Source organism: Rheinheimera sp., assembly GCF_036782235.1.
In the GTDB taxonomy this organism is placed as follows: Bacteria; Pseudomonadota; Gammaproteobacteria; order Enterobacterales; family Alteromonadaceae; genus Pararheinheimera.
Genome location: NZ_DAIPZL010000001.1, coordinates 275,529 through 298,566 on the forward strand (window position 1 = coordinate 275,529; position 23,038 = coordinate 298,566).

Consider the following 23,038-nt stretch of genomic DNA (forward strand, 5'->3'; position numbering starts at 1 on the left):
GCTCAACGCAGTTTTAAGGTCGCAAGACCAATCAACACAAAAATAATCGACAGGATCCAGAACCGGACTATCACCCGCGGCTCAGGCCAGCCTTTGAGTTCATAATGGTGGTGAATAGGCGCCATGCGGAAAATACGCTGGCCACGCAGTTTGTAAGAGCCCACCTGCAAAATCACCGACATGGTTTCAATAACAAAAATACCGCCCATGATGATCAGTACTATTTCCTGGCGCACCAGCACGGCAATCACACCCAAAATGGCCCCCAGGGCTAAAGAACCTACATCGCCCATAAACACCTGAGCCGGATAAGTGTTAAACCAGAGGAACCCTAAACCTGCCCCAATAATGCTGGCGCACACCACCACCAGCTCCGAAGTGAGCGGCAAATGTGGAATATGCAGATAGTTGGCAAACACCACGTTGCCACTGACATAAGCAATGATGGCAAAGGCCATGGCCACCATAATGGTGGGCACTATGGCAAGGCCGTCCAGGCCGTCCGTCAGGTTCACCGCATTACTAAAACCCACCATGACAAAATAAGTGGTGATTAAAAAGAACAGGCCCAGCTGTGGCAGTACATCTTTGATAAAAGGCACTACCAGACTGGTTTCTGCGGGTCTTTCCGCAGTTGCATACAGGAAAAAAGCAGTGGCAATGGCAAATACCGATTGCCAGAAATATTTCCAGCGGGCGATCAGGCCTTTGGGGTCTTTACGGATCACTTTGCGGTAATCATCAATAAAACCTATCCAGCCGTAGCTGACCAGCACAAACAGCACCACCCAAACGTATTTATTGGATAAATCCGCCCAGAGCAAAGTGCTGATAGCAATAGAGCCTAAAATCAGCAAACCACCCATAGTTGGCGTGCCTTTTTTAGAAAAATGGCTTTGTGGGCCATCATCACGCACTGTCTGACCAATCTGCAGTTTTTGCAAAGCAGCAATCAGCTTGGGGCCAAAGTACAGGCTCAGCAATAAGGCGGTTAACACGCCCAAAATGGAGCGGAATGTCAGATAACTGAATACGTTAAATGCATTCACATATTGGGTAAGAAATTCGGCTAACCACACTAACATGCGTCTGTCTCCTGCTGACATCTTTCTAGCAAGTCCTGCACAACCAACTCCATCCGGGCACTGCGCGAGCCTTTCACCAGAATGGACACTTCCGCTGCGCCAGTTAAAAACGGCGCCAGTTTAGCCACCAGCTGTGAACGCGAGCTGAAATGTGCACCCTGGGCATGGAATAATTCACTGGCGTTTTGTGACAGCACACCCAGCGTAAATAAGTGATTAATGCCGGCCTGTTTGGCATAAGCGCCTACTTCTTCATGGTACAAACGGGCATCAGGGCCAAGCTCTCCCATATCACCCAACACTAAAATGCGGGTACCGGCATAAGAAGCCAATAAATCTGTGGCGGCTTTCACCGACTCTGAATTGGCGTTGTAGGTGTCGTCGATAATACGCAGACCTGGGCGCGGCTGATTTACATTAATCCGGCCTTTTACCGGCTTCATCGCAGCCAAACCCAGCTGTACGTCGGTCAGACTGGCACCTAACCCCAGGGTGGCTGCAGCAGCAGCCAGTGCATTGGCCACATTGTGACGGCCAGGCAACACCAGCTGAATAAAACACTGGCCATTGGGGGTATGCATGGTAAAACCGGCACAACCATTGCTGTCGAGCACTATGTTTTCAGCATAAAAATCAGCAACTTGCTCTGCACTAAAGGTCTGTACCCGCAGATGAGTTAAGCGCTGTAACCAATAACTGTGGAATTCACTGTCCAGCGGCACTATGGCCAGGCCCTGTTCGCTTAAACCTGTGTAAATTTCACCTTTGGCGCGGGCCACCCCAAATAAATCACCAAAACCTTCCAGATGAGCGGCACCCACATTGGTGATCATCGCCACATCGGGTTTGACCAAAGAGGTGGTGTAGGCAATTTCACCCAGATGATTGGCACCCAGTTCCATCACGGCATAGTTATGCTGGGGTTCTAACCGCAGCAGCGTTAAAGGCACACCAATTTCATTATTAAAATTGCCGGCTGTAGCCAGTACATTGCCAATACGCGACAAAATAGCCGCCATCATTTCTTTGACTGTGGTTTTACCAACACTGCCGGTAACAGCCACTGATTTTAAAGACAATTTTGCTTTTACCAGAGCACCAAGCGCACCCAGTGCCAGTTTGGTATCTGCCACCACCAGTTGTGGCACGGTGCAACCGGTCTGGGCTTGTTCCACCACCACGGCCACTGCGCCTTGTTGCACTACGTCGCTGATAAACTGATGGCCATCAAAATTCGGGCCTTTGAGTGCAATAAATAAATCACCCGCACTGATATTGCGGCTGTCGGTACTGACCTGTTTGATGCTGATATCAGCACCGACCAGACGCCCCTGCGTGGCGCTGGCAATTTCAGACATTGTTAAGCTGATCATCGGCACATCTCCGCCAATAAACTACTGATAAATTTACGTTCGTCGTAATCCCGCACCACAGTGCCAATGATCTGGTAAGCCTCATGGCCTTTGCCAGCCACCAGGATCATATCGCCTTGATGAGCTTCAATCAGTGCCAGTTTAATGGCAGATTCTCGGTCAGTTTCAATTTGGCAGTTGGCACCGGTCACCATACCGGCGGCAATATCATTGCAGATATCTAACACAGCTTCAGTGCGGGGATTGTCGGCGGTAATGATAACATGATCTGCGTATTGTTCGGCGATTTGTCCCATTAAAGGTCGTTTGCCTTTATCTCTGTCACCACCACAACCAAACACACACCATAAATGGCCACGGCATTGCTGGCGCAGCGCCACTAAACTCTGTTGCAGCGCATCCGGGGTGTGAGCGTAATCCACCACCAACGTCACCTCTTGCGGGAACTGCCACTGCTCCATCCGGCCTGGCACCGGCAATAATCTGGCTACAGCATCGATGATATCCGGCAAGGAATGACCCAAAAGCACCAGCGCGCCCATAGCGGCCAGCACATTTTGTACGTTAAATTCCGCCAAGAGCGGAATATGCAGCTGATATTGCCCCAGATGACTGTGCAAAGTGCAGCGAAAACCATGACCATCGGCCTGCAGAGCATCATAAGCCAGATAACGGGTAAAACCTGCGCAGTCAGCCAGCCTGCCGTACACCAGAGCGGGCAAAGCTGTTTGTGCTACCAGTTGTTTGCCATAGTCGTCACTGACATTAATCACGGCTGCTTTGGCAAGCTCTGGCGTAAACAGCAGCGCTTTGGCAGCAAAATAGTCCTGCATAGTGCCGTGATAATCCAGATGATCCCGGCTTAAGTTGGTGTACACAGCCACCGCAAATTTGAGCCCGGCCACCCGCTGCTGCACTAAGGCATGAGACGATACTTCCATCGCCGCCACTTTGCAGCCAGACTCAACAAAACCGTTAAAAATACGATGTAAATCAACCAGATGTGGTGTGGTGTTCTGAAGTGGCGTAAAGGCCGGAAATTCACCATAACCTAAGGTGCCAATCACTGCGGCTTTTTCACCCAACAGTCGGCTTAACTGATTGACAAAAATAGCGGTGCTGGATTTACCATTGGTGCCTGTGATACCCACCAGCTCAAGTTTTTCCGCGCTGTGCTGATAAAAAGCGCTGACCACTGCCGGCAACTGCGCCAACAAATCCGGCCATAACAACACCCGCACATCCTGCTGTAACTGTGCCTGCTCCGGCAGCAACACATCGGTCAGTACCAGCGCTGCGCCTTGTAACAACGCAGTTTCGATAAACCTGTTGCCATGACCGGACACACCTGCAATAGCCAGAAACACATCACCGGCTTTTACCTGCTGGCTGCTGACACAGAGGCTGGCAGACGCCGCAATTTCTGGCCTGTTTTCTAACGCACAAAGCGACTGTCCTTCGACAGTCGCTTTAAAGGGAGATAACCATTGTTCGAGCCGGTTAACCTGCATCTGGACCTCCGGCCACTTTAGTGATGCGACTGTCATTGCCATCTGGCGGCAAGTTCAGCAGCTGCATCGCTGCTCCCATCACGGCACTAAAGACAGGTGCCGCCACCTCACCACCGCCATAATAATCCCCGCTGGGTTCGTTAATAATCACCACACAAGCCAGTCTGGGTTGGGAAATCGGGCCTATACCGGCAAATGAACCGATATAGTCATCACCATAACCGCCGGCAATGGCCTTCTTCGCCGTACCTGTTTTACCACCTACCCGGTAACCAGGCACCTTGGCGCGGGTTGCTGTGCCGCGTTTTTCGGTCACTGCTTCTAACATCTCCACCATAGCGTCGGCGTTGTGTTCAGCAATCACCCGCTCACCCGGTGGTGGATTGTCGGTTTTTAAAATGGTTAAAGGCCGCACTACACCACCGTTACCGATGGCGGCATAAATCCGTGCCAGCTGCACTGCGGTGACAGACAAACCATAACCAAAAGATAAAGTCGCTCTTTCATGCTCAGACCAACGGGCGCGTTCGCGCAGCTGACCGGCACTTTCACCCAGCAAACCTAAACCTGTGTCCTCACCTAAGCCCATGTTGTAATACATTTTTAATAAGTCTTCGTGTGGCATATTCAGCGCCAGACGGGTCACACCAATGTTACTGGAACGGCGGATAATGCCTTTTAAATCCAGGTCGCCATTGCCTGTCACGTCCTGCACCCGGCCACCGCCGACCATAATGGGGCCATAACCTGTTGGGATCACAGTGTTCAGATCCGCAGTACCGTTTTCCAGTGCTGCCAGCACAGGTAAAGGTTTCACCGTAGAGCCTGGTTCAAAAGTGTCGGTAATAGCACGGTTACGAAACTTGTGAATGGCCGTGCCTTTTTTGTTATTCGGGTTGTAAGATGGGCTATTCACCATGGCCAGCACTTCGCCTGTGTGGACATCCACCACCACCACTGAGCCTGAAGTGGCGCCAAAAGTCAGCACCGCTTTTTTCAGCTCACGGTAAGCGACCGCCTGAATACGCTGGTCGATACTGAGCTGCAAATTGCGTGACGCAGTGGCGTCTGTTTGCTCCAGCACTTCAATTTCTCGGCCTTTGGCGTCTTTACGAATCACTTTACGGCCAGCAGTGCCTTTGAGCAGTTGGTCAAACTGGCGCTCTACACCTTCCACACCGTGGTCGTCCACGTTGGTAAAACCAAGGATATGGGCTGCCACTTCACCGGACGGGTAATAACGCCGTGATTCCTGTTTAAAATAAATACCCGGGATTTTTAACTTGCGAATGTAATCGACAGTGGCTGGACTGGCGTGACGCTGCAGATAGACATAACGTTTTTTCGGATCTGTGGCGATCTTCTGTGTCAGCTCTTCCGGTTTTAACTGCAGCATTTCCGCTAAAGCGTGCCAGCGGCGGCTGTCATTTTTCGCATTGGCCTGAATAATTACTTTTGAGTCGGCATACACAGATTCAACAGGCACACTGACCGCCAGTTCTTCACCGTTGCGATCTAAAATCATGCCACGCAGCACTTCGTCCGACTTCACCCTTAACGAGCGGCGATCCCCCTGCTCTACCAGCATGTCGGGATCAATCACCTGCAAATAAGCAGCACGGGCCACCAGACCAAAAAATACCGCTGACAATGACAACACCACAAAAGCAAAACGCCAGCTGATCACTGTCGGGTGTTTGCGGTTTTTGGCTTGTTTTACTGTTCTGCTCATGGTTCGTTTACCACTATATCCTGCTGACCCAATGGTCGAACCATCTGGAGCTGCTGTTGTGCCAGCTCTTCAACCCGGCTGTGTTCAGACAAAGCCCGCTGTTCTACCAATAAATTGCGCCATTCCATTTCCAGCGCATCACGTTGTTGAAATAACTTGTCCTGATTAATGGTGAGCTGCCGGTTTAAGTGGGTAAATTCCACTACAGCCAGCGCCGACCCAATACAAAGCACCAGCATCACCAGCACCAGTTTGTGGTTGGCAATATCCTGCACTATCAGTTTGTTCAGTTTGATGCTGCTCATTTGGCCTGTTTCTCCGCAACACGCAGTACAGCACTGCGCGCTCTTGGATTAGCGGCCAACTCAGCATCTGAAGGCATAATGGCTTTGCCGATCAGTTTCAGCGGTAAATGCTGACGCAGCTGATCTTCCGTCAGCGGTAAACCTTTAGGCACAGGGGCCGGCTTGCTGTGCTGACGCATAAATTGTTTCACTAAGCGATCTTCCAGCGAATGGAAGCTGATCACCGCCAGCCGTCCACCCGGTTTTAATACCGCCAGCGCAGCATCCAGTGCAGTTTTTACCTGCTCCAGCTCGCTGTTGATATAAATGCGAATCGCCTGAAAACTGCGCGTCGCCGGGTGTTTTTTCTCTTTAAAACTTTTTGGCGCTGTGGCGGCAATTAACGCAGCCAGCTCACTGGTGCGCTTTAACGGCTGAGTGTCACGGCTGTTTACAATAGCGTTGGCGATTTTCCAGGCGAACTTTTCTTCGCCGTACTCACGCAGCACAAAAGTAATGTCTTCCACATCGGCTTTGGCCAGCCAGTCAGCGGCGGAAATACCGCTGGTTGGATCCATCCGCATATCAAGCGGACCGTCACGCATAAAACTAAAACCACGATCAGCATCATCGAGCTGCGGTGAAGACACGCCTAAATCCAGCAAAATACCGTCGACCTGACCGCTGATGCCCTGTTGCTCTGCTACAGTGGCCAGTTCAGAAAAAGCGGTATGACTGATATGAAAACGGCCGTCATCAGCAAATTTTTGAGCTGCAGCAATAGCTTGTGGGTCGCGGTCTATCGCATACAACCGACCTTTATCTGATAGTTTGCTCAGGATGACACTGCTGTGCCCTCCCCTGCCAAAAGTGCCATCCAGATAGATGCCATCGGCTTGAATATTCAGACCGTCAATTGCTTCGTGCAGCAAGACGGAAATATGGGCTTGCTGATTGCTCACAATGACAAATCCTGTAATCGTTCTGACAGCTCAGCATCACCGGCAATTGCCATTTCCTGCTCAACTGCCATGTCTTCGGCCACCCGGCGGTGCCAGGTTTCTTCATCCCAAATTTCAAATTTATTCAGCTGGCCCACTAAACGCAGGCTTTTGGTTAAATGGGCGTGCTCACGCAAGGTGGCGGGTAATAAAATACGGCCGTTTTTGTCCATGTCACAGTCAGTGGCATGACCCAATAACAACCTTTTCAGACGTTGTTCCTGTGGATTAAAGCTCGACAGCTTTTTCAGCTTTTCTTCAATTTCTTCCCACTCCGACAGCGGGTACAGCAGCAGGCAGGGATCTTTGTGATCGATAGTGCAGATCAGCGCACCGCCATTTTCAGACAAAAGGCTATCGCGGTAACGCGTTGGCAGCGTCAACCGGCCTTTGTCATCCAGGCTCAGAGCAAATGATCCACGAAACATGTTGATCCCACTTTGTTGTAATTAGATCCTGAAAAGATCCACAATTACCCACTAATCTCCACAATGATACAGTTTATGGCGCAGAATTCAGCATTGTCAAGGTAAAACCCCACTTCAGTGATCGATAAAGATCCAATAACGACGCGGCTTGGCGCTGAACTGACAAAAAAAGTGGGAAAAAGTGGTGCAGATTGGCGATCAGCCTGAAAAAAGTCTCGCGTAACCAACTTAATCACAGTGGCAATTCGCTGCAAAAAAACAGCTGTTGGATCCAGCCAATAGCAGCAGCAAAACAGCCAATCCCCTGTGAAAGCACCAGGGCAAAATTGCGGTGTTGCAGTTATCAGCAGACAAGCTGAGCGGGTGCGGCCAAGCTGAATGTCAGGTTATGCAGAGCGCTGTTTATGCCGCTCGACGATCAAGTCCGGATCAATAAATTCAGATAAATCAATAAGGTTGCATTGCAGTTGCCAGGTGAGGCATCAGGCTGGCTTGTGCTTGCGCCAAGCTATAGATCCGAATTTTGCCAGCTGAAAAGATCCACAAGCTCTGAGCTGCAGCACCGGGCTTGGCAAAATCAACACAGTGTTGCTGCCAATCATCAGGAACAGCTGAGACCTGTGACTACAGCACTGATCTGCCACTACAGCATTATGCGATATTCCCAAAGCCATCCGGCAATAATCAATAAAATTGGCATATACAGCGTGAGTAAGTACTCACACCAAAAGATGATAACAATTCTCAATTGCAATATTGCCGCTATCCGATAAAATAACCCGGTGTTTTTTGGGGATCCTTATGCCTGCGCAACTGCCGTTATATCTGTGTATTGCCTTATTAAGCTGTTATTTAAGTTACAGCCTGCTGCGCTCTTTGCTCAGTCGGCAAAAGCAGAAACGAGCGCAATATCGCCAGCAGCTGCAGGTCTACCGACTCAGACGTCAGGGCAATATTGTCAAAATCTGGTTGCGTCACCCAGAAGGCAAGCTGCTGCCAACTGCCAAAGCCGGTCAGCATTTGTTGCTGCAAGCTTTGGATTTACCAGACAACAAACTAAGCCGGGCTTATTCCATCACAAGCGACTGCAGCCAGCGGCGTTATTATCAGTTGGCGGTGAAAGCAGAACCCCTGGGCCGGTTAAGTCAGGCCTTGTGGTCAGATCTTCATGTTGGTGACAGGCTGCTATGCAGTTACCCCAAAGGCCACTTTATCCTACGCCAAACCTTGTTCAGCAGCTTCAAAGCCTGGCTTTGGCCTGGCTCACAGCGCCCTGTGGTGTTGGTGGCCGGTGGTATTGGTATAACACCGCTACTCGCGATGTTATGGCAGCTACTGCGCCAGCGCCGGCCTGTGCAGTTGTGGCTGCAGGCCAGAACTGAAGCTGACTTAGCCTTATGGCCTGTGCTACGTCGTTTGCCGGCACTGAAGTTTGTGCCGGTGTTAAGTCAGGCCAGCGCACAATGGCAGGGCAGGCGCGGCCGTATTGATGCCGCTTTGTTGCTGGCGCATACAACAACAAACTCGGAATTTTATCTCTGTGCCAAGGCGCAGATGGTGACAGAACTTTTGCAACAGCTACAGGCAGCCGGAGTAAAGCATTGTTATTACGAGTTTTTTAAAGCAGCACAAAGTACGGACAATCATCAGATTGACCTGGCCGGTTTTAGTGTACAAAGCCTTGGTTATCCTTCTGTGCTGGATGCACTGCTTGGCGCTGGTGTGCCAGTGCCTTATGACTGCCGTGGCGGCTCCTGTGGCCAGTGCCGGCTCACTTTAAAGTCGGGTCAGTGTAAAACCGTACTGGCACCCGAATTTGCTGTGGCCAGCCATGAAATTTTGAGTTGTTGTGTGCAGGCAGAATCGGCCTTGCAACTGGCCTTTAGCCCGTCACAAACAACTGCCGGCTCCATCACGGATCTGACCCCACTCACACAACCACAACTTTAACCGGCATTGACTGTGACTTTGTTATAAAGCCACAGTGTCAGCAGTTGATTTACTTTTTGCCAGTGCAAATTCGGCTTCGCTTAACACCCGGACTTTATCACCGTCTTTGAGTGTGTCGGCGCCGCGGATCACCAGTTGATCACCGGGTTTGACTTCGGCTTTCACCTGCAACCATTCACCCTGGCCCTGCCCCAGCTCCACCGCCAGACGTTTGACCTGTTGGCCGCCTTCTTTGTGTTGTTGCACCAAAAATACCGCATGTTGTTGTTTACCTAGTACTAAAGCGTCACGATGCACCACAGTGCTTAAGCTGGCACTGGCCGTTGGTAAGGCTACACTCACCAGCTGGCCCACCGAAAATCTGTTGGCGTCGGTCGCTGTCACCGTCAGCCTGGCTTCAAAAGTTTGGGAACGTACATCAGACACCGGGATCACTGAGCTTAACTGCAGCTGTGTCTGGCCTTGCTGCTGATACACCTGCAACTGCTGGCCCGGCTGAATAAAGGCGGCATAAGCTAATGGCGCAAATAACCGCACTTCCAGATCGGTCAGGCTCACCAGCTGCAATAAAGTTTCGCTGCGGCTGACTTCTTCGCCTTTTTGATGATGACGCTGACTGACGACGCCGGCAAAAGGTGCAGTGACCACAGCCCGGCTGAGCTGATCCTGCACCTGCGCCAGTGAAGCGCGGTTCAGCTCCACATCGGCCAGCGCTAAATCACGGTCTGCCTGTACCTGATCCAGCTGGGTTTGTGAAATCAGCTGTTTGGCCACCAGAGTTTTTAACCGCGCCAGCTCTTTATCCAGTCTGGCCGCATTAATTTGTGATCTTTTTAACTGCGCCTGCAGCTCGTTTTTGCGCAGCGTTAAGGGGGTTGGATCCAGTTTGGCCAGCACATCACCTTGTGCCACCTGTTGCCCTGCTTCAGCAATCCATTCCAGCCGGCCGTCAACGCCGGCACTTAAATTGGACTGATAACGGCTATAAACCTGACCCGACACCATCATTTGTGGGCTGATCATCTGGCTTTGCACCGGCACCACACTAACCACTTTCACCGCAGTTTCATTTGCCTGCAGCGCACCGGCAAACCCAGCTGCCAGCCATACCAGGCCAAAAAGTGCAACATGCCAGTTGCTTTGAAAGTGTTGTGGCCGCGTTTTGCTGTTGGACAAGGTCCGGTTATTCACAAACATGTTGCATCGCTCCTGTTTCAGCAATTGGGGTTGTATTGCGCTGCCAGCTGCTTAAATACAGCAGCGCAGGCATCAGAATTAAGGTAAAGATGGCACTGAAGGTCATACCGCCGACTATCACAGTGGCAAGGCCGCGATAAATTTCACTGCCGACACCAGGCACCAGCATCAGCGGCAACATGCCAAAAATACTGGTCAGGGTACTCATATAAATAGGTCTGGCCCGTACCTGCACCGCTTCACGAATGGCTTGTGCCGAACTTAGGCCTGCAACAAGGCTGTCTCGGTATTGTTCCACCAGCAAAATAGCGTTGTTCACCACTAACCCCAGCAGAATGATAAAACCTATCATGGTCAGTAAGTCTAGCGCCTGAAAGGTAAATACATTCAACAGCTTCAGTGCAACCACCCCGCCTAATAACGACATAGGCATGGTCAGTACCACCAGCAAACTGGCTTTGACTGATTTAAACAAAGCGGCCATCAGCAAAAACAGGATAAACACAGCGATGGCAAAATTCAGCGCCATAGTGCTGATAGCAGCCTGCAGCCGGTCGGCACTGCCACGAAAGCCGATGGTTAAATCATCACCCAGTTGCTGGCGCAGTGGCAGCACTATGTCCCGCTGCAAAATTGCCATCACATCAGACAGCGCCATGTCCGCCGGCGGGCTGATTTGTAAACTGACAGTACGAAGCCCGTTCACCCGGAGCAAATTGGTTGGTCCCACTGTACGTTGCAAGCTGGTGAGCTGACCTATGGTTTGCACCCCTGCCTGGCTGGTGTACAGCGGCATCGCCTGCAATTGCTCAGGGGTAGTCCAGGGAATAGCACGCAGAATAATGTCCATGCGTTCGTTGCCGTCAAATTGCTCGCCGACATAAATACCGTCTGTCATGGCGCGCACTGCATTAGCCACGGTAAAACGGTCAACGCCAGCTTTGGCAATATTCATTTCGTCGGGCAAAATTTTCAGTTCCGGCTGATTTTGTGCCAGCCCAGGTTGCGCCTGTACATTGGCGCCCGGAATTTTGTCCTGCACCAGCGCCATAGCGGCAGCAGCCTGTTGCATCAGCAGCTCACTGTCAGGGCCCTGGAAATCCAGGTACAACTCACGGCCTGAGTTAAAACCAAAGTTCAGCAAGGACGCCCGGAAGCTAAACGACGTGGTATCGGGCAAGTCTTTTAAAATTTCGGTGCGCAATAAGGTCAGCATATCGTCAACAGCACGGGGGTCTTCCGGGTAGATAAACAACACGTTAAAAGCCGGAAACATCGACATGTTGTAGCCTTTAATGGCCGGATACTTTTTATCCTGGTAATAAGGTTTTAACCTTTGCACTAACAGCTGGCCAATTTCCTGCTCCAGCACTTTGATATTTCCCCCAGGCGGCAGAGTAAAACCGGTAAAAATGCCGTCTGAATTGGCCTGAGGTAAAAAGTCGGCTTTGGGAAGCAACAGGTAAATCAGCAATAAGCTGCCCGGCACCAGCAGCAGTGTCCAGCCCAGTGCTTTTTTTATTGAACCGGTGCAAGCACTGACCTTATCGCTGAGCCAGTGCCATACTGGCAATAAAGGGTCAGCTTTGGCATCCAGCTGTTTAAACCACAACATAGAGGCCACCGGGATCACTGTCAGCGCCACCAACATCGAAGCACAAACCGCAACCGCCAGCGTTAAAGCTAAATCATAAAACAGCTGGCCTTCCACCCCTTGCATAAAGAGCACCGGCAGGAAAATCGCCACTGTGGTCACAGTGGAGGCAAATAAAGCACCTTTAACCTGAGCAGTGCCTTTTTTAATCGCCTGCAGCAGCCCCATGCCTTGCTGCTGCAACCGCACTATGTTTTCCTGCACTATGATGGCTGCATCCAACACCATGCCCACAGCAAAAGCCAGGCCTGCCAGCGACACCACATTTAAACTGCGGCCAAAGGCCTGCAGCATAATAAAAGCCACCAGCAAACACACCGGAATGCTGAGGCCTATTAACAAGGTGGCTTTGACCCCGCGTAAAAACGCAAACAGGATCAGTAAACTGAGCGCCACCCCCAACCATAAATTCGAGTTCACCAGCGCAATAGCGCGGCGGATATGCACCGAAGCGTCAAAACTGAGCTCCATTTCCAGCCCTTTGGCTGCCAATACGTCGCGGTTCAGCTCGATAATGGCCCGATTCACTTCATCCAGAATTGCCACAGTATTGGAGTTGTCACCACGTTCCAGCGTCAGGTAATAAGCAGGTAAACCGTTTCTTTTGGTAAAACCCGGCACTTCAGGGTAGCCCACTTCCACCTGGGCAATTTCTGCCAGATACACAGGCCGGCCCTGGTTGTAAGAGATAATCATCCGGCCGTAACTTTGTGCATCAAACTGACCTTCAAAACGCACTGTGTACTGGCGACGCCCTACTTCAGCAAAACCACCTGACACATTGCTGCTACGGTTAATACTTTGCTGAATTTGTTCAATGCTGATACCAAGGGCGGCCATTTTGTAAGGGTCAAAAGTGATATGCAGCTCTTTGGGCAAGTCAGACGCCAGTTGCACATTGGACACACCGGAAATAGCCCGCAATCTGGGCCCGACGTTATCGCGGATCAATTTTAAATATGGGCTGAAATCATCAGGTGCATCGGGCGCCATTTGTTTGATCAGAATAGAAGCCACATTACCACGGCCACTGCCGACGTTAATTACCGGCTCTGCCGCTTCTCTGGGCCTTGGCGGCGCCTGATTCAGCGCGTTGATCACATCCAGCATAGCGCGCTGCATGTCCTGCCCCACTTCAAAAGTCAGGGCGATAGAGCCAAAACCAGGGCCAACATTACTCTGAATTTCTACCACACCAGGCACGTTGCGTAAGGTGTTTTCCTGCGGCTCAATAATGGTGGCTTCCATTTCCTGCGGCGCAGCCGCCCGCCAGCCATTGTTGATAAAAATTTGTGGCCGGTCTAAATCAGGCAGCAACTGTACCGGCAGTTTTGCCATAGCCAACAAACCAAATAACAGGATCAAAATAACCACCACCACAGTGGCAGCCGGATTTTTACAACTGGCGCGGGTCAGGTTCATTACTAAGGTATTCCAGAAAGCGAATGGCCGGAGTATATGCAGTTGTCGTTGAATTCCCAGAAAAGGTTGGGACAAGCGGAAGATAAATTGCAACCAATTGTGACGAGCGGGGATTGGTCTTATTCAACAGGCTTTTTATCGTAAACAGACCATTTTTCAGAGGACACCCAAGCTAAACACAAAGGTGACTAGCAGGAGCTTTAATCTCTGTGTTCAAAAACAAAAACCACCTGGTGTACAGGTGGTTTTTTATGACACTACAGCAGCAGATGTTCAGCTGCTGCTGGCGAAATGAGGTGTGAGCCAGCCGTTAAGCCGGGTTCTGTTCTCTGTTGCCAGAGTGACAATCATTCCTCTAGGACGTACGTCACCGCACGCCTCAAGCAACCTACCCGCCCCCAACGCGGGCCGCGCCAAAGGGGGCCTATTTGGTCTTGCTCCGGGTGGAGTTTACCGTGCCACGAACTGTTACCAGTCGCGCGGTGCGCTCTTACCGCACCCTTTCACCCTTACCTGATCCCTGCTTTTCGAAAAAAGCAGGGCCATCGGCGGTTTGCTCTCTGTTGCACTGGTCGTAGGCTCGCGCCCCCCAGGCGTTACCTGGCACCCTGCCCTGTGGAGCCCGGACTTTCCTCCCCCTGCTTACGCAGGCAGCGATTGTCTTGGCCAACTCACGGCGCGCATTATACGCCAATTCGCTGCTCAGGCCAGTAAAAGCTTTCCTGCCTGCAACTGCCGGGCTTTTTGTTCAGCTATTCAGCCATTTACGAAGTAACGCTGTGCGGGTTTTGCTGCTTAATAAAGGCTCGGTCTGGCCGCGCAGATACACCGCCAGATTTTCTTTGCCATAAGGTTCCAGCCGTTCAATAAAGTTAATCTGGATAATGTCGCTGCGATTGAGCTGAAAAAACCGGCTTGGATCTAAGCTTTCGGCCAGCTGCTGCACGTTGTTTTCACTGAGCATCAGGCTTTGACCCTTTTCATCCTGCGCCAGCAAAATGCCTTTTACAGCGCGGATACAACTGATATTGGCCGCTTCCAGTAACTGCAAGCCCTGGCCCTGCTTTAATAAAAACCGCTGACGATAACCGGGCTGGGGTGTTGTTGGTACAGACTGTGCTGCAGCCAGTGTTGTTGCCGCAGACGCTGGTGCTATGTCCGCCTGCGCCAGCAACTTATTTTTTAGCTGCGTCAGTTTTTCCATCGTGTCGCTAAACACTTTATAAGTAAAAGGTTTCAGTAAATAACCCACGGCCTGATGAGAAAATGCCTGCACGCCATAACTATCATAGGAAGTGGTAAAAATAACAGGGCAAGGCAAATCGAGCTGCGCCAAAGCTTTAAACACAGCGCCGTCCCGAAGTTCAATATCCGCAAAAATCAGCTGCAGCGACGGCAACTCGTCCTGTTCAAAAAAAGCCAGTACTTCCGCTACTGAGGTTAATACCGCAACCACCTCGGCATCTTTTTGGTATCTTTGAATAAAACCCGTGAGCTTTTCCGCCGCCAGCGGCTCGTCTTCTATCACTAAAATCTGTGGCAAACTTTATCCTTATACCACCTGAGTGGCAAAGCGCCCTGATGGCTACTTGTTTGATATCTGTTGGTTTGACGGCTGCTGTGCATCCGCAAGCGGCAATGACAAACAAAACATACCTTGCGTATTGCTGACGCTGATATCCCGTTTTAACAGCACCTGCGCCCTCTGTGCCAGGTTTTTCAGGCCAACACCAGTGGATTGTGCTGCGTATAGTTTTGGCCGGATGGGGTTACTGATCACAAGCTGCAGCGCATCACGGTGAATTTGTACCCGCATTGGTGCTGCCGGGCTTGCTTCGTTATGTTTCACCACGTTTTCCAGCGCCAGCTGCAAGGCGCCGGGCAACAACAAAAATTGTTCAGGGCAAAGCCCTTCCTGCTTAATGTCCAGCTGATAACTGTTGGCAAAACGCTGATTTAACAGCGCCAGATAATCTTGCGCAAAAGCCAGCTCCTGTGCCAGCGTCACCAGCGGCGTGGCCTGCAGCTGCAACTGGTAACGGTAAATGGCGGTAAATTTTGCTAAAAAGTCTTCAGCGTCATCGGGGTTTTTATGAATAAGCGCCGACAACACATTGAGGTTATTAAACAAAAAATGCGGGTCTAATTGTTGTTGCAACAACTGCAGTTGTTGCTCTGCCGCCGTTTTTTGCGCCATTAACAAAACTTCGGCCTGACGGCGCTGCTCCGCCAGCGCCTCCAATAACAACACAAAACCGGCCACCAGCAACTGCAACAGCGCGTACATCAGCATGTTTTTCAGGAGCAACATGGCGGAAAACGGATAACCCTGCAGCTGCTCTAAACCTTGTTGCAGCAGCGTCATCAGGCCAACAAACAGCAGCATGCCCAGCAATAAAGTTTGCAGATACTGCGCACTGCGGCTTTGGCGTTTGGGTAACCGCCGGTGCAACAACCGGGTTAACACCAGTGCCAGCAGCCCCTGCATCGTGAGCCAGACTGGCGCGTCAAAATAATAATGCAGAGGCTCGCCGGGCGCTGTTTGTAACAGCGCCACATATAACCAGAATAAATGTGCAAACAACAACATCCCCAGCAAAGGTTTGCCAAGCCTGAGCCAGGCAGGCGAGTTGTGCTGTTGTGCTGCTGATGCTGCGGCTGTCATGGTTTCAGTTCCTTCTGCTCAGGTAAACGTAACATCTCTTTGCCTTTGGCATCATAAAACACCAGCTGCGGTTCGCCTTTGGCATTGACTGCCATTTCAATCCGTTTTTTACCTGACGGATCATTGAGTTGCAACATGGCTTTATTGTTCAGGGTGCCATAAAAAGCCCGGCGCGCGCCATGTACAGAACCATCTTTGTTCACATCCAGCGCTTCGAGTTTGGCAATAGCAGCCTGGTCGCCCTTTTCTGCCGCCAGTGCCAGCTCCATATAAACATCAAAATCCAGTTGTGGCCGATCAACAATATTCAGGCCCGCGATCAACATCCCCTCTTGCTCAATATGCTGCAGCGCCACCACCTGATCCTGATTGTAACGGTCAAACGACAGATGCAGGCCATGTTCAATTTTATCGCCGACTTTTTTACCGCGGAAAATGAGACCGCCGTTTTCGGTGCCTTCGTCGTTATAAAAAATCATGCCGGGGCGCTGACCCGGGTCAAACACCACTTTGCCTTGTTTAATGGCTTTAGGGGCATGGGCCGTATTGGCCAGCACCAAGCGTGGGTGCCCTGTGGGTTCCATTACATTCAGCCGCTCAACATTGAGCTCACGCACACTGATTTGGTCTTTTTGCAGAATTTGGGTTTGCACCCCAAGCGCCACCACAGCACAGCCGAGCACCAGATTAATGGTGGTTTGCAGATAAGTTGATTTCATTCAAAGCTCCGTTTGTTGTTGGGTTTATCTGCAGCAGAGCCTACAAAAAGGCACAGTGAAAGCGCAGCCAAAAGCAAACAGCAGCGGAAAAACGCCAATAACAGGAGGAAAAATAACAATAAAACCTTGCCGTATGACTGGCCAATCGCCAGCAGAGCTGTCACAACAGCAGGTCGAACAACAGCAGCAAACAGCTTGTTATTCGAGCAGTTTCAGGCGCTTTGTTGATCTGCATCAAGACCCCACTTTGGTTGTACCCAGCAGAATAACGCGCTATTGCCATAGCAGTTACGGCGATAACACATCTCGTTTGGTTGTTGTCAGCACTGCACTTACATCTGCCGTTAAAAATAGAAACAACCAGAGAGCGCTTATGAAAAGTTATGCAGATGGCAACACCTTAAGGATGCCTGACTCCTGCCAGTTTCAGGCAGCTGAGCGTGAAGCTGTGCTGCTGCTTTGTGATGATCAGATCACGGCATTTAACGACGCCGCCAGACAATTGTTTCAGGCCAGTGGCCAACAACTGACAACCCTCCAACATCCGGCCCAGTTGTCGCCTGCAACCCAGCCTTGTGGCAAGGCCTCATTTGAGAAAGCCGAATTGATGCTGGCAAAAGCCAGAGCGCAGGGCCGGCATCAGTTTTATTGGTTACATCAGCGCTTTAACGGTGACTTGTTTTATGCCCTTGTCACACTGACGGCTGAGGATACAACAGAAAGCGCCAGGGTACAGGCTGTTGTCCAGGATCTCACAGCACAAACACGTCACATGCTGGATGCCGCCATGGGCCGGCTGATGTTCAGCAAAAGCCATGACGCACTTATGATTACCGACAGCAATAATCTGATCCTCGATGTGAGTCCGGCTTTTTGCCAGATCACAGGTTACGCGCGCACTGAAACCCTGGGTAAACCTGCCGGTTTTATGCGCTCCGGTGTACACGACCAACAGTTTTATGCCTGCCTGTGGCAACAATTACTGCAAACAGGTTGCTGGGAAGGCGAAATCTGGGATAAACACCGGCAAGGGCATTTGTTTCCCAAAGATCTGAAAATTTGTGCTGTGGCAGGTCCGGACGGCCATGTGATGAATTATCTGGCTTTGTTTTCTGATGTGACGGAAAAAATTCAGCATAAACAAGAGCTGGAAAAACTGGCTTATTACGACACGCTCACTGGTTTACCCAACAGGGCTTTGTTGCTGGAAACACTGGAACGCAAAGTTTCAACCCTGAACCAGCAAGCTGGCGGGCAACATCTGGCATTGGCTTTTATTGATATTGATAATTTTAAAGCCATTAACGACACCAAAGGTCATTTGTTTGGTGATCTATTGATCAAAGCCGTCACAGCCCGTATTGCCGCTTTGCTTGACCAGGATGATTTTCTCGGACGGATGAGCGGCGACGAGTTTTTACTGATCTTCAGCGCATCTTGTACGCTGTCTGAGGTTGAACTTCGGCTCAACCGTATTCTTGAGGTTCTGCGTGAACCCTTTGCGCTGGAAGATAGCAGCCAGCATGTCAATCTGAGCATTGGTGTCAGTCTGTATCCAACAGACGGCACTGACTGTAAAAGCCTGATCGCCAAAGCAGATATCGCCATGTACCACGCCAAAAAAAGTGGCGGCAGCCATGTGCGTTTTTATTGTGCTGAGGTGGGGGCACAATTTTTTGAACAAAGTGATATTGAACTGCATCTGGCCGAAGCCATCAGCCAGGGCGCTATTGTGCCGAAGTTTCAACCCAAAATTGCACTGCAGCACGGTACTATTAGCGGCGCTGAGATCCTGGCGCGCTGGTGCCGCCAAAACGGCGATTATGTTGCCCCTGATAAGTTTATTCCGGTGGCCGAACAACAACGGCTGATCCACAAGTTATCCGATTCGTTATTAAGCCAAAGTGCACTCTGCCTGCAACAGCAGGGCATCACAGTGCCCATCACACTGGCATTTAATGTGTCAGCCCAACAATTGTTAGACCCCAAATTTGGCCGGGATTTTCTCGCTTTACTGCATCACAGGGGGTTGTCACCACAACTTTGTGAAATTGAAATTACCGAATCTTGCCTGATAGAAAACTTTGGCCAGGCCAAAGACTGTATTAACCAGTTACGTCAGCAAGGCATCAAAGTGTCGATTGATGATTTTGGCACAGGTTTTTGCTCGCTCAATTACCTGCGTTCTCTGTCGGTTGACACCATCAAACTGGACCGCAGTTTTATCGCAGAACTGGACCCACAGAATCTGAACAACATCATAGTGGTTAAAGCCATTATTGATTTGGCACACCAGCTTGGCATCAGGGTGCTGGCAGAAGGTGTGGAAACCAGGAGCCAGCTGCACATCCTCAAAACACTGCAATGTGACGAAGTGCAGGGATTTTATTTTGCTCCGGCACTGGCGTGGCGTGATTTTTGTCAGTTTGTCAGCGGCTTTGATGCCAGCAGCATTCAGCAGCTGAACCACAACCTGCCACACTCAGCCCTGGCCGCACTTTTAGCAGACAAGCAATAAGCCTCTCATTTAAAACAACAATAACCAGGGGTCTCCATGAGAATCAACCAACCCATAACAGGCCGTGAGATACAGCTTGCTGACGGCGATATTATTTTGTCTACCACCACACCGGATGGTTTTATTAAATATGTGAACAACGACTTTGTCCGGATCAGCGGTTTTACTGCAGCTGAGTTAATAGGCCAGCCACACAATATAGTGCGCCATCCTGATATGCCGCCTCAGGCTTTTGCCGAAATGTGGACCAGTTTAAAACAAGGCCGCAACTGGATGGGGCTGGTGAAAAACCGCTGCAAAAACGGTGATCATTATTGGGTCAGCGCCTTTGTGACGCCGATTTATAAAAATGGCCGGCTCGCCGAAGTACAGTCGGTGCGAACCAAAGCCCAGCCGGCACAAATAGCCTTAGCCGAGCAGCATTATGCCAGTGTGAAAACATCAAGCAGCAGGCCAAAGTCAGTCAGAGCGCGCTGGCAAGGCTCTTTGCAGCTGCGGCTATTGCTCAGCATGTTGCTGGTTTTTGTTTTTCTGGCCACAGTGCTGGGGCAAGATGCAGCCAGTACGGCACTGCTGCTTGGTGCAGGTGCCGGCCTTGGCTTTTTTATTTATAGCCAGCTGCGACCTTTACGCCAGCTGGAGCAGCAGGCCAAACAGCTGACTGATAACCCACTGTGCACCCCCCTATATACTGGACGAAGCGATGAATGTGGCCGGATCGGCTTTGCCATGCAAATGCAACAGGCGGAAACTGCCGCTGTGGTCGGCAGACTCAATGATGCAGCGCAGCAGCTTGGCAACAATGCCGGCGAACTGTTACAACAAGTGGAGTCAGGCCGCCAGGCATGCCACACCCAACAGGCCGAAACGGATCAGATAGTGGGGGCTGTCACCCAAATGGCGGCCAGTATAGTGCAGGTGGCACACTCGGCCGAAAGTGCATCTCAGGCAGCCAACCAGGCTGATCTGGCGGCAAACACAGGCCAGCAACTGGTCAGCAGCACCAACAATGCCATAGCGCAGCTGGCTGAGAATATCCGTCAGGCCAGTACCATTATGTTGCAGCTGGAGCAACATAGCTGCGATATCAGTGCTGTACTGACAGTGATCGAAACCGTTGCAGCCCAAACCAATTTACTGGCATTAAATGCAGCCATAGAAGCGGCCAGAGCCGGTGAACAAGGCAAGGGTTTTGCTGTTGTGGCTGAAGCCGTGCGCGGATTGGCCGCCAGAACCCAACAATCCACAGCGGACATTCAGCGCACCACAATGGCACTACAAAACTCGGTGCAACAGGTGGTGCTGGTGATGCAACAAAGTTACCAGCAGGCCGAACACTGTGTGCACAACGCAGTACAGGCCAGTGCTGCACTGCAAAATATTGGTGATCAGGTTAATGCCATTACCAATATGAACGCACAGATTGCCACAGCCGCCATGCAGCAGCGTGGCGCAAGCGAAGAAATCAGTCAGAGCATACTGCGGATCCGGCAAAGTGCCGATTTAAACGTACAGCACGGTCAGCATAACCTTGCCAACGCCACCCAGGTGGCCGGCTTGTCTAGCCTGCTGCATGAACTGGCATTTCACTTCTGGCAGGCCAGACAAAAAACCGATTAACAACAATGTTGATGCCAACGGGCGGCTTGTCCCGTTGGCACCTCATGCTGTTGTGTTGTGGGCCAAAGTCCTGCTCACACCGCTTAACTTGCCCTTTTATTTTTAACCTTGGTACGGTTTTCTTCACATAACCCAATCAGTGGCAGCTGGCGCAGCACTTTCATGGCCGGGTCGACCAACAGCTGATCTGTGGTTTTGACTTTAACAGTGGCAGCGCCCTGCCTTAAATCCAGCCGCTGGATTTGGCCATTGATGCTGATGTCAATCGGCATAGGGAAAGGTTTTTTATTCGGCGTTAACCAGCTGAAGGTGACAACATCGCCGTTCTGTTGTTGTTTTAGCTCAGGCAAAGCCGCTTCATATAAATACACATCAAATAACCACTGGTAATTCTGGCCCGTGATGCGGTTGACTATGCTGATAAATTCTTTGCTATTGCGATAACGCGGCTGTATCGGGTATTGCAGCTTTGCCGTATCTGCTGTGCCATACAGCAGCTCGCGGGTGGCCTGCCAGAACGCTTCTTCGCCTATCAGCTGACGTAAGGTATGCAATACCCAGCCGCCTTTGCCATAAATATCCGGGTTAAAAGCCTGATCGGAAGTCACCACATCAGTGCGTACTATAGGTTCGCAGTTTAATAAGCCTAAATAAGACTTATACATCTGGTAGTGATAAGCGGCGCTGCCCAGTTTTTCCAGCGCATAGGCAGGCTGCATATAAAGGCCAAAACCTTCGTGTAACCAGGCGTCGTTCAGCTTTTCATGGGTCATCAGATTGCCAAACCACTCATGCGCCAGCTCATGGTGCAACAGCCAGTCAAAGCCATATTCGTCGCGTTTATAACCTTTGCCATAAGCGTTGACGGTTTGATGTTCCATCCCAAGGTGCGGGGTTTCCACCACCCCCATTTTTTGATCGCCCCAGGGGTAGGGTCCCAGCCGGCGTTCATAAAAAGCCAGCTGAGCACGCACATCATCCTTTATCAATGCTTTGGCTTTGTCGGTATTTTCGGTCAGTGCCCAGAACTCGATAGGCACAGTAGCGCCGTTAATACTTTGATAAGTTTCAGAAATCCGGCTGTAAGGGCCAATATTAAGCGCAATATTGTAGTCGCTGGCCGGCACTGACAATAACCAGTCAAAACGCTGTTTATCATCTGGCAGCTCGTCGATTTTTTGCAGTACGCCGTTAGTCACTGCACTTAACCCCTTGGGTACCGTCAGCTTAATTTGCATCCGGTCGGCTTTGTCGCTGAAATGATCTTTACAGGGCCAGAATAAATCACAGCCTTCGCCCTGCACTGCGGTGGCAATAAAATGCTCGCCTTTGGCAGTTTTGCTCCAGACCGAACCACCGGCCCAGGGGGCGTTTTTGGCCACATGAGGATTGCCACTGTAATACACTGCCACTTTTGCGCTAGCGCCTGCTGGCTGCTCTGCCCCCAGCATGATAGTGATGACCCCGCCCTGGCGTTGGTATTGGGCTGTGTTGCCATTCACTTCAATGCGGCTGATCTTAAAACGGCTGTCGAGTTTGAGCTCCACCTTGTCGCTTGGCTTAAGCAACTCAAACTCTGTCTCACCAACACCTGCAATTTTTTGCTCGTCAGGAAATATCTCTAAATCAAGAGCATAACTTTTGACATCGGCCTTTTGTGCAACGACAGACAAAGGCTGGCCAGTGTCACCAATTACAGGGTCCAGCGGCACGGTACTACTGCAGCCCCACAGCGCCACTGAGCTGCAGCTCAGGCTAAACCAGAGTTTATGTTGTCTGAATTTGGACGGGTGAACCAATGCCATTGCAGCTCCTGAGCGCTTTGATTTGAAAAAATTATCATGCCATGAAAACCAACAACTGCGCTTGTGCGTAGCGC

16 protein-coding genes and 1 other RNA gene are annotated in these 23,038 nt (G+C 50.8%); 3 read left to right on the plus strand and 14 right to left on the minus strand.

What is annotated here, in order from left to right; genetic code table 11:
- Window positions 1-2: 2 nt before the first annotated feature.
- Genes mraY through mraZ form a run of 7 tightly spaced genes read right to left on the minus strand, consistent with a single transcriptional unit; the run spans window position 3 to window position 7,414 of the window.
- On the minus strand, window positions 3-1,085 hold the full coding sequence (gene mraY / locus V7P87_RS01165; RefSeq protein WP_296300130.1) for a phospho-N-acetylmuramoyl-pentapeptide-transferase: 1,083 nt from the start codon (window positions 1,083-1,085) through the stop codon (window positions 3-5).
- Window positions 1,079-2,458, minus strand: a complete 1,380-nt coding sequence (locus V7P87_RS01170; RefSeq protein WP_333795785.1) for a UDP-N-acetylmuramoyl-tripeptide--D-alanyl-D-alanine ligase — start codon at window positions 2,456-2,458, stop codon at window positions 1,079-1,081. Before V7P87_RS01170 ends, mraY begins: the two co-directional genes overlap by 7 nt.
- The gene (locus V7P87_RS01175) at window positions 2,455-3,969 is read right to left on the minus strand and encodes a UDP-N-acetylmuramoyl-L-alanyl-D-glutamate--2,6-diaminopimelate ligase (RefSeq protein WP_333795786.1); all 1,515 of its coding nucleotides are present in this window, start codon (window positions 3,967-3,969) and stop codon (window positions 2,455-2,457) included. The genes V7P87_RS01170 and V7P87_RS01175 overlap by 4 nt, the downstream gene beginning before the upstream one ends.
- On the minus strand, window positions 3,959-5,701 hold the full coding sequence (locus tag V7P87_RS01180; protein WP_333795787.1) for a penicillin-binding transpeptidase domain-containing protein: 1,743 nt from the start codon (window positions 5,699-5,701) through the stop codon (window positions 3,959-3,961). Before V7P87_RS01180 ends, V7P87_RS01175 begins: the two co-directional genes overlap by 11 nt.
- Entirely contained in the window at window positions 5,698-6,006 is a 309-nt protein-coding gene (gene ftsL, locus V7P87_RS01185) for a cell division protein FtsL (RefSeq protein WP_260655523.1), read from the minus strand. The genes V7P87_RS01180 and ftsL overlap by 4 nt, the downstream gene beginning before the upstream one ends.
- Complete coding sequence (gene rsmH / locus V7P87_RS01190) at window positions 6,003-6,947, minus strand: 16S rRNA (cytosine(1402)-N(4))-methyltransferase RsmH (RefSeq protein WP_333795788.1); 945 nt, start codon at window positions 6,945-6,947, stop codon at window positions 6,003-6,005. Before rsmH ends, ftsL begins: the two co-directional genes overlap by 4 nt.
- Complete coding sequence (gene mraZ, locus V7P87_RS01195) at window positions 6,944-7,414, minus strand: division/cell wall cluster transcriptional repressor MraZ (protein ID WP_260655521.1); 471 nt, start codon at window positions 7,412-7,414, stop codon at window positions 6,944-6,946. The genes rsmH and mraZ overlap by 4 nt, the downstream gene beginning before the upstream one ends.
- Window positions 7,415-8,215: 801 nt before the next feature.
- Between mraZ and V7P87_RS01200 the strand changes: the two genes are divergently transcribed.
- A complete protein-coding gene (locus V7P87_RS01200) occupies window positions 8,216-9,364 on the plus strand; it encodes a flavin reductase family protein (protein WP_333795789.1) in 1,149 nt (382 codons plus the stop codon).
- A gap of 21 nt (window positions 9,365-9,385) precedes the next feature.
- Here V7P87_RS01200 and V7P87_RS01205 read toward each other — a convergent pair whose 3' ends face one another.
- The 6 genes from V7P87_RS01205 to V7P87_RS01230 all read right to left on the minus strand — a co-directional run bounded on the left by V7P87_RS01205 (window position 9,386) and on the right by V7P87_RS01230 (window position 17,021).
- Window positions 9,386-10,561 (minus strand): efflux RND transporter periplasmic adaptor subunit, encoded by a 1,176-nt coding sequence (locus V7P87_RS01205; protein WP_333795790.1) that lies wholly within the window; start codon window positions 10,559-10,561, stop codon window positions 9,386-9,388.
- On the minus strand, window positions 10,548-13,637 hold the full coding sequence (locus tag V7P87_RS01210; protein ID WP_333795791.1) for an efflux RND transporter permease subunit: 3,090 nt from the start codon (window positions 13,635-13,637) through the stop codon (window positions 10,548-10,550). The genes V7P87_RS01205 and V7P87_RS01210 overlap by 14 nt, the downstream gene beginning before the upstream one ends.
- Before the next feature lie 295 nt (window positions 13,638-13,932).
- Window positions 13,933-14,311: RNase P RNA component class A (gene rnpB / locus V7P87_RS01215), an RNA gene on the minus strand.
- A 74-nt stretch (window positions 14,312-14,385) separates the two neighbouring features.
- Window positions 14,386-15,180, minus strand: coding sequence for a LytR/AlgR family response regulator transcription factor (locus V7P87_RS01220; protein ID WP_333795792.1), 795 nt, complete (start codon window positions 15,178-15,180; stop codon window positions 14,386-14,388).
- Window positions 15,181-15,222: 42 nt separating this feature from the next.
- Window positions 15,223-16,302: a sensor histidine kinase gene (locus V7P87_RS01225; protein WP_333795793.1), complete on the minus strand. Its 1,080-nt coding sequence runs from the start codon at window positions 16,300-16,302 to the stop codon at window positions 15,223-15,225.
- On the minus strand, window positions 16,299-17,021 hold the full coding sequence (locus tag V7P87_RS01230) for a hypothetical protein (protein WP_333795794.1): 723 nt from the start codon (window positions 17,019-17,021) through the stop codon (window positions 16,299-16,301). The genes V7P87_RS01225 and V7P87_RS01230 overlap by 4 nt, the downstream gene beginning before the upstream one ends.
- Before the next feature lie 373 nt (window positions 17,022-17,394).
- On the opposite strand from V7P87_RS01230, the gene V7P87_RS01235 reads away from it, so the two are divergent.
- Both V7P87_RS01235 and V7P87_RS01240 read left to right on the plus strand, forming a co-directional pair.
- Complete coding sequence (locus V7P87_RS01235) at window positions 17,395-19,539, plus strand: putative bifunctional diguanylate cyclase/phosphodiesterase (RefSeq protein WP_333795795.1); 2,145 nt, start codon at window positions 17,395-17,397, stop codon at window positions 19,537-19,539.
- 36 nt (window positions 19,540-19,575) lie between these two features.
- Entirely contained in the window at window positions 19,576-21,159 is a 1,584-nt protein-coding gene (locus V7P87_RS01240) for a methyl-accepting chemotaxis protein (protein WP_333795796.1), read from the plus strand.
- A gap of 83 nt (window positions 21,160-21,242) precedes the next feature.
- Here the strand turns inward: V7P87_RS01240 and V7P87_RS01245 are convergent, their stop codons facing one another.
- Window positions 21,243-22,964: a M1 family metallopeptidase gene (locus V7P87_RS01245; RefSeq protein WP_333795797.1), complete on the minus strand. Its 1,722-nt coding sequence runs from the start codon at window positions 22,962-22,964 to the stop codon at window positions 21,243-21,245.
- Window positions 22,965-23,038 lie beyond the last annotated feature (74 nt).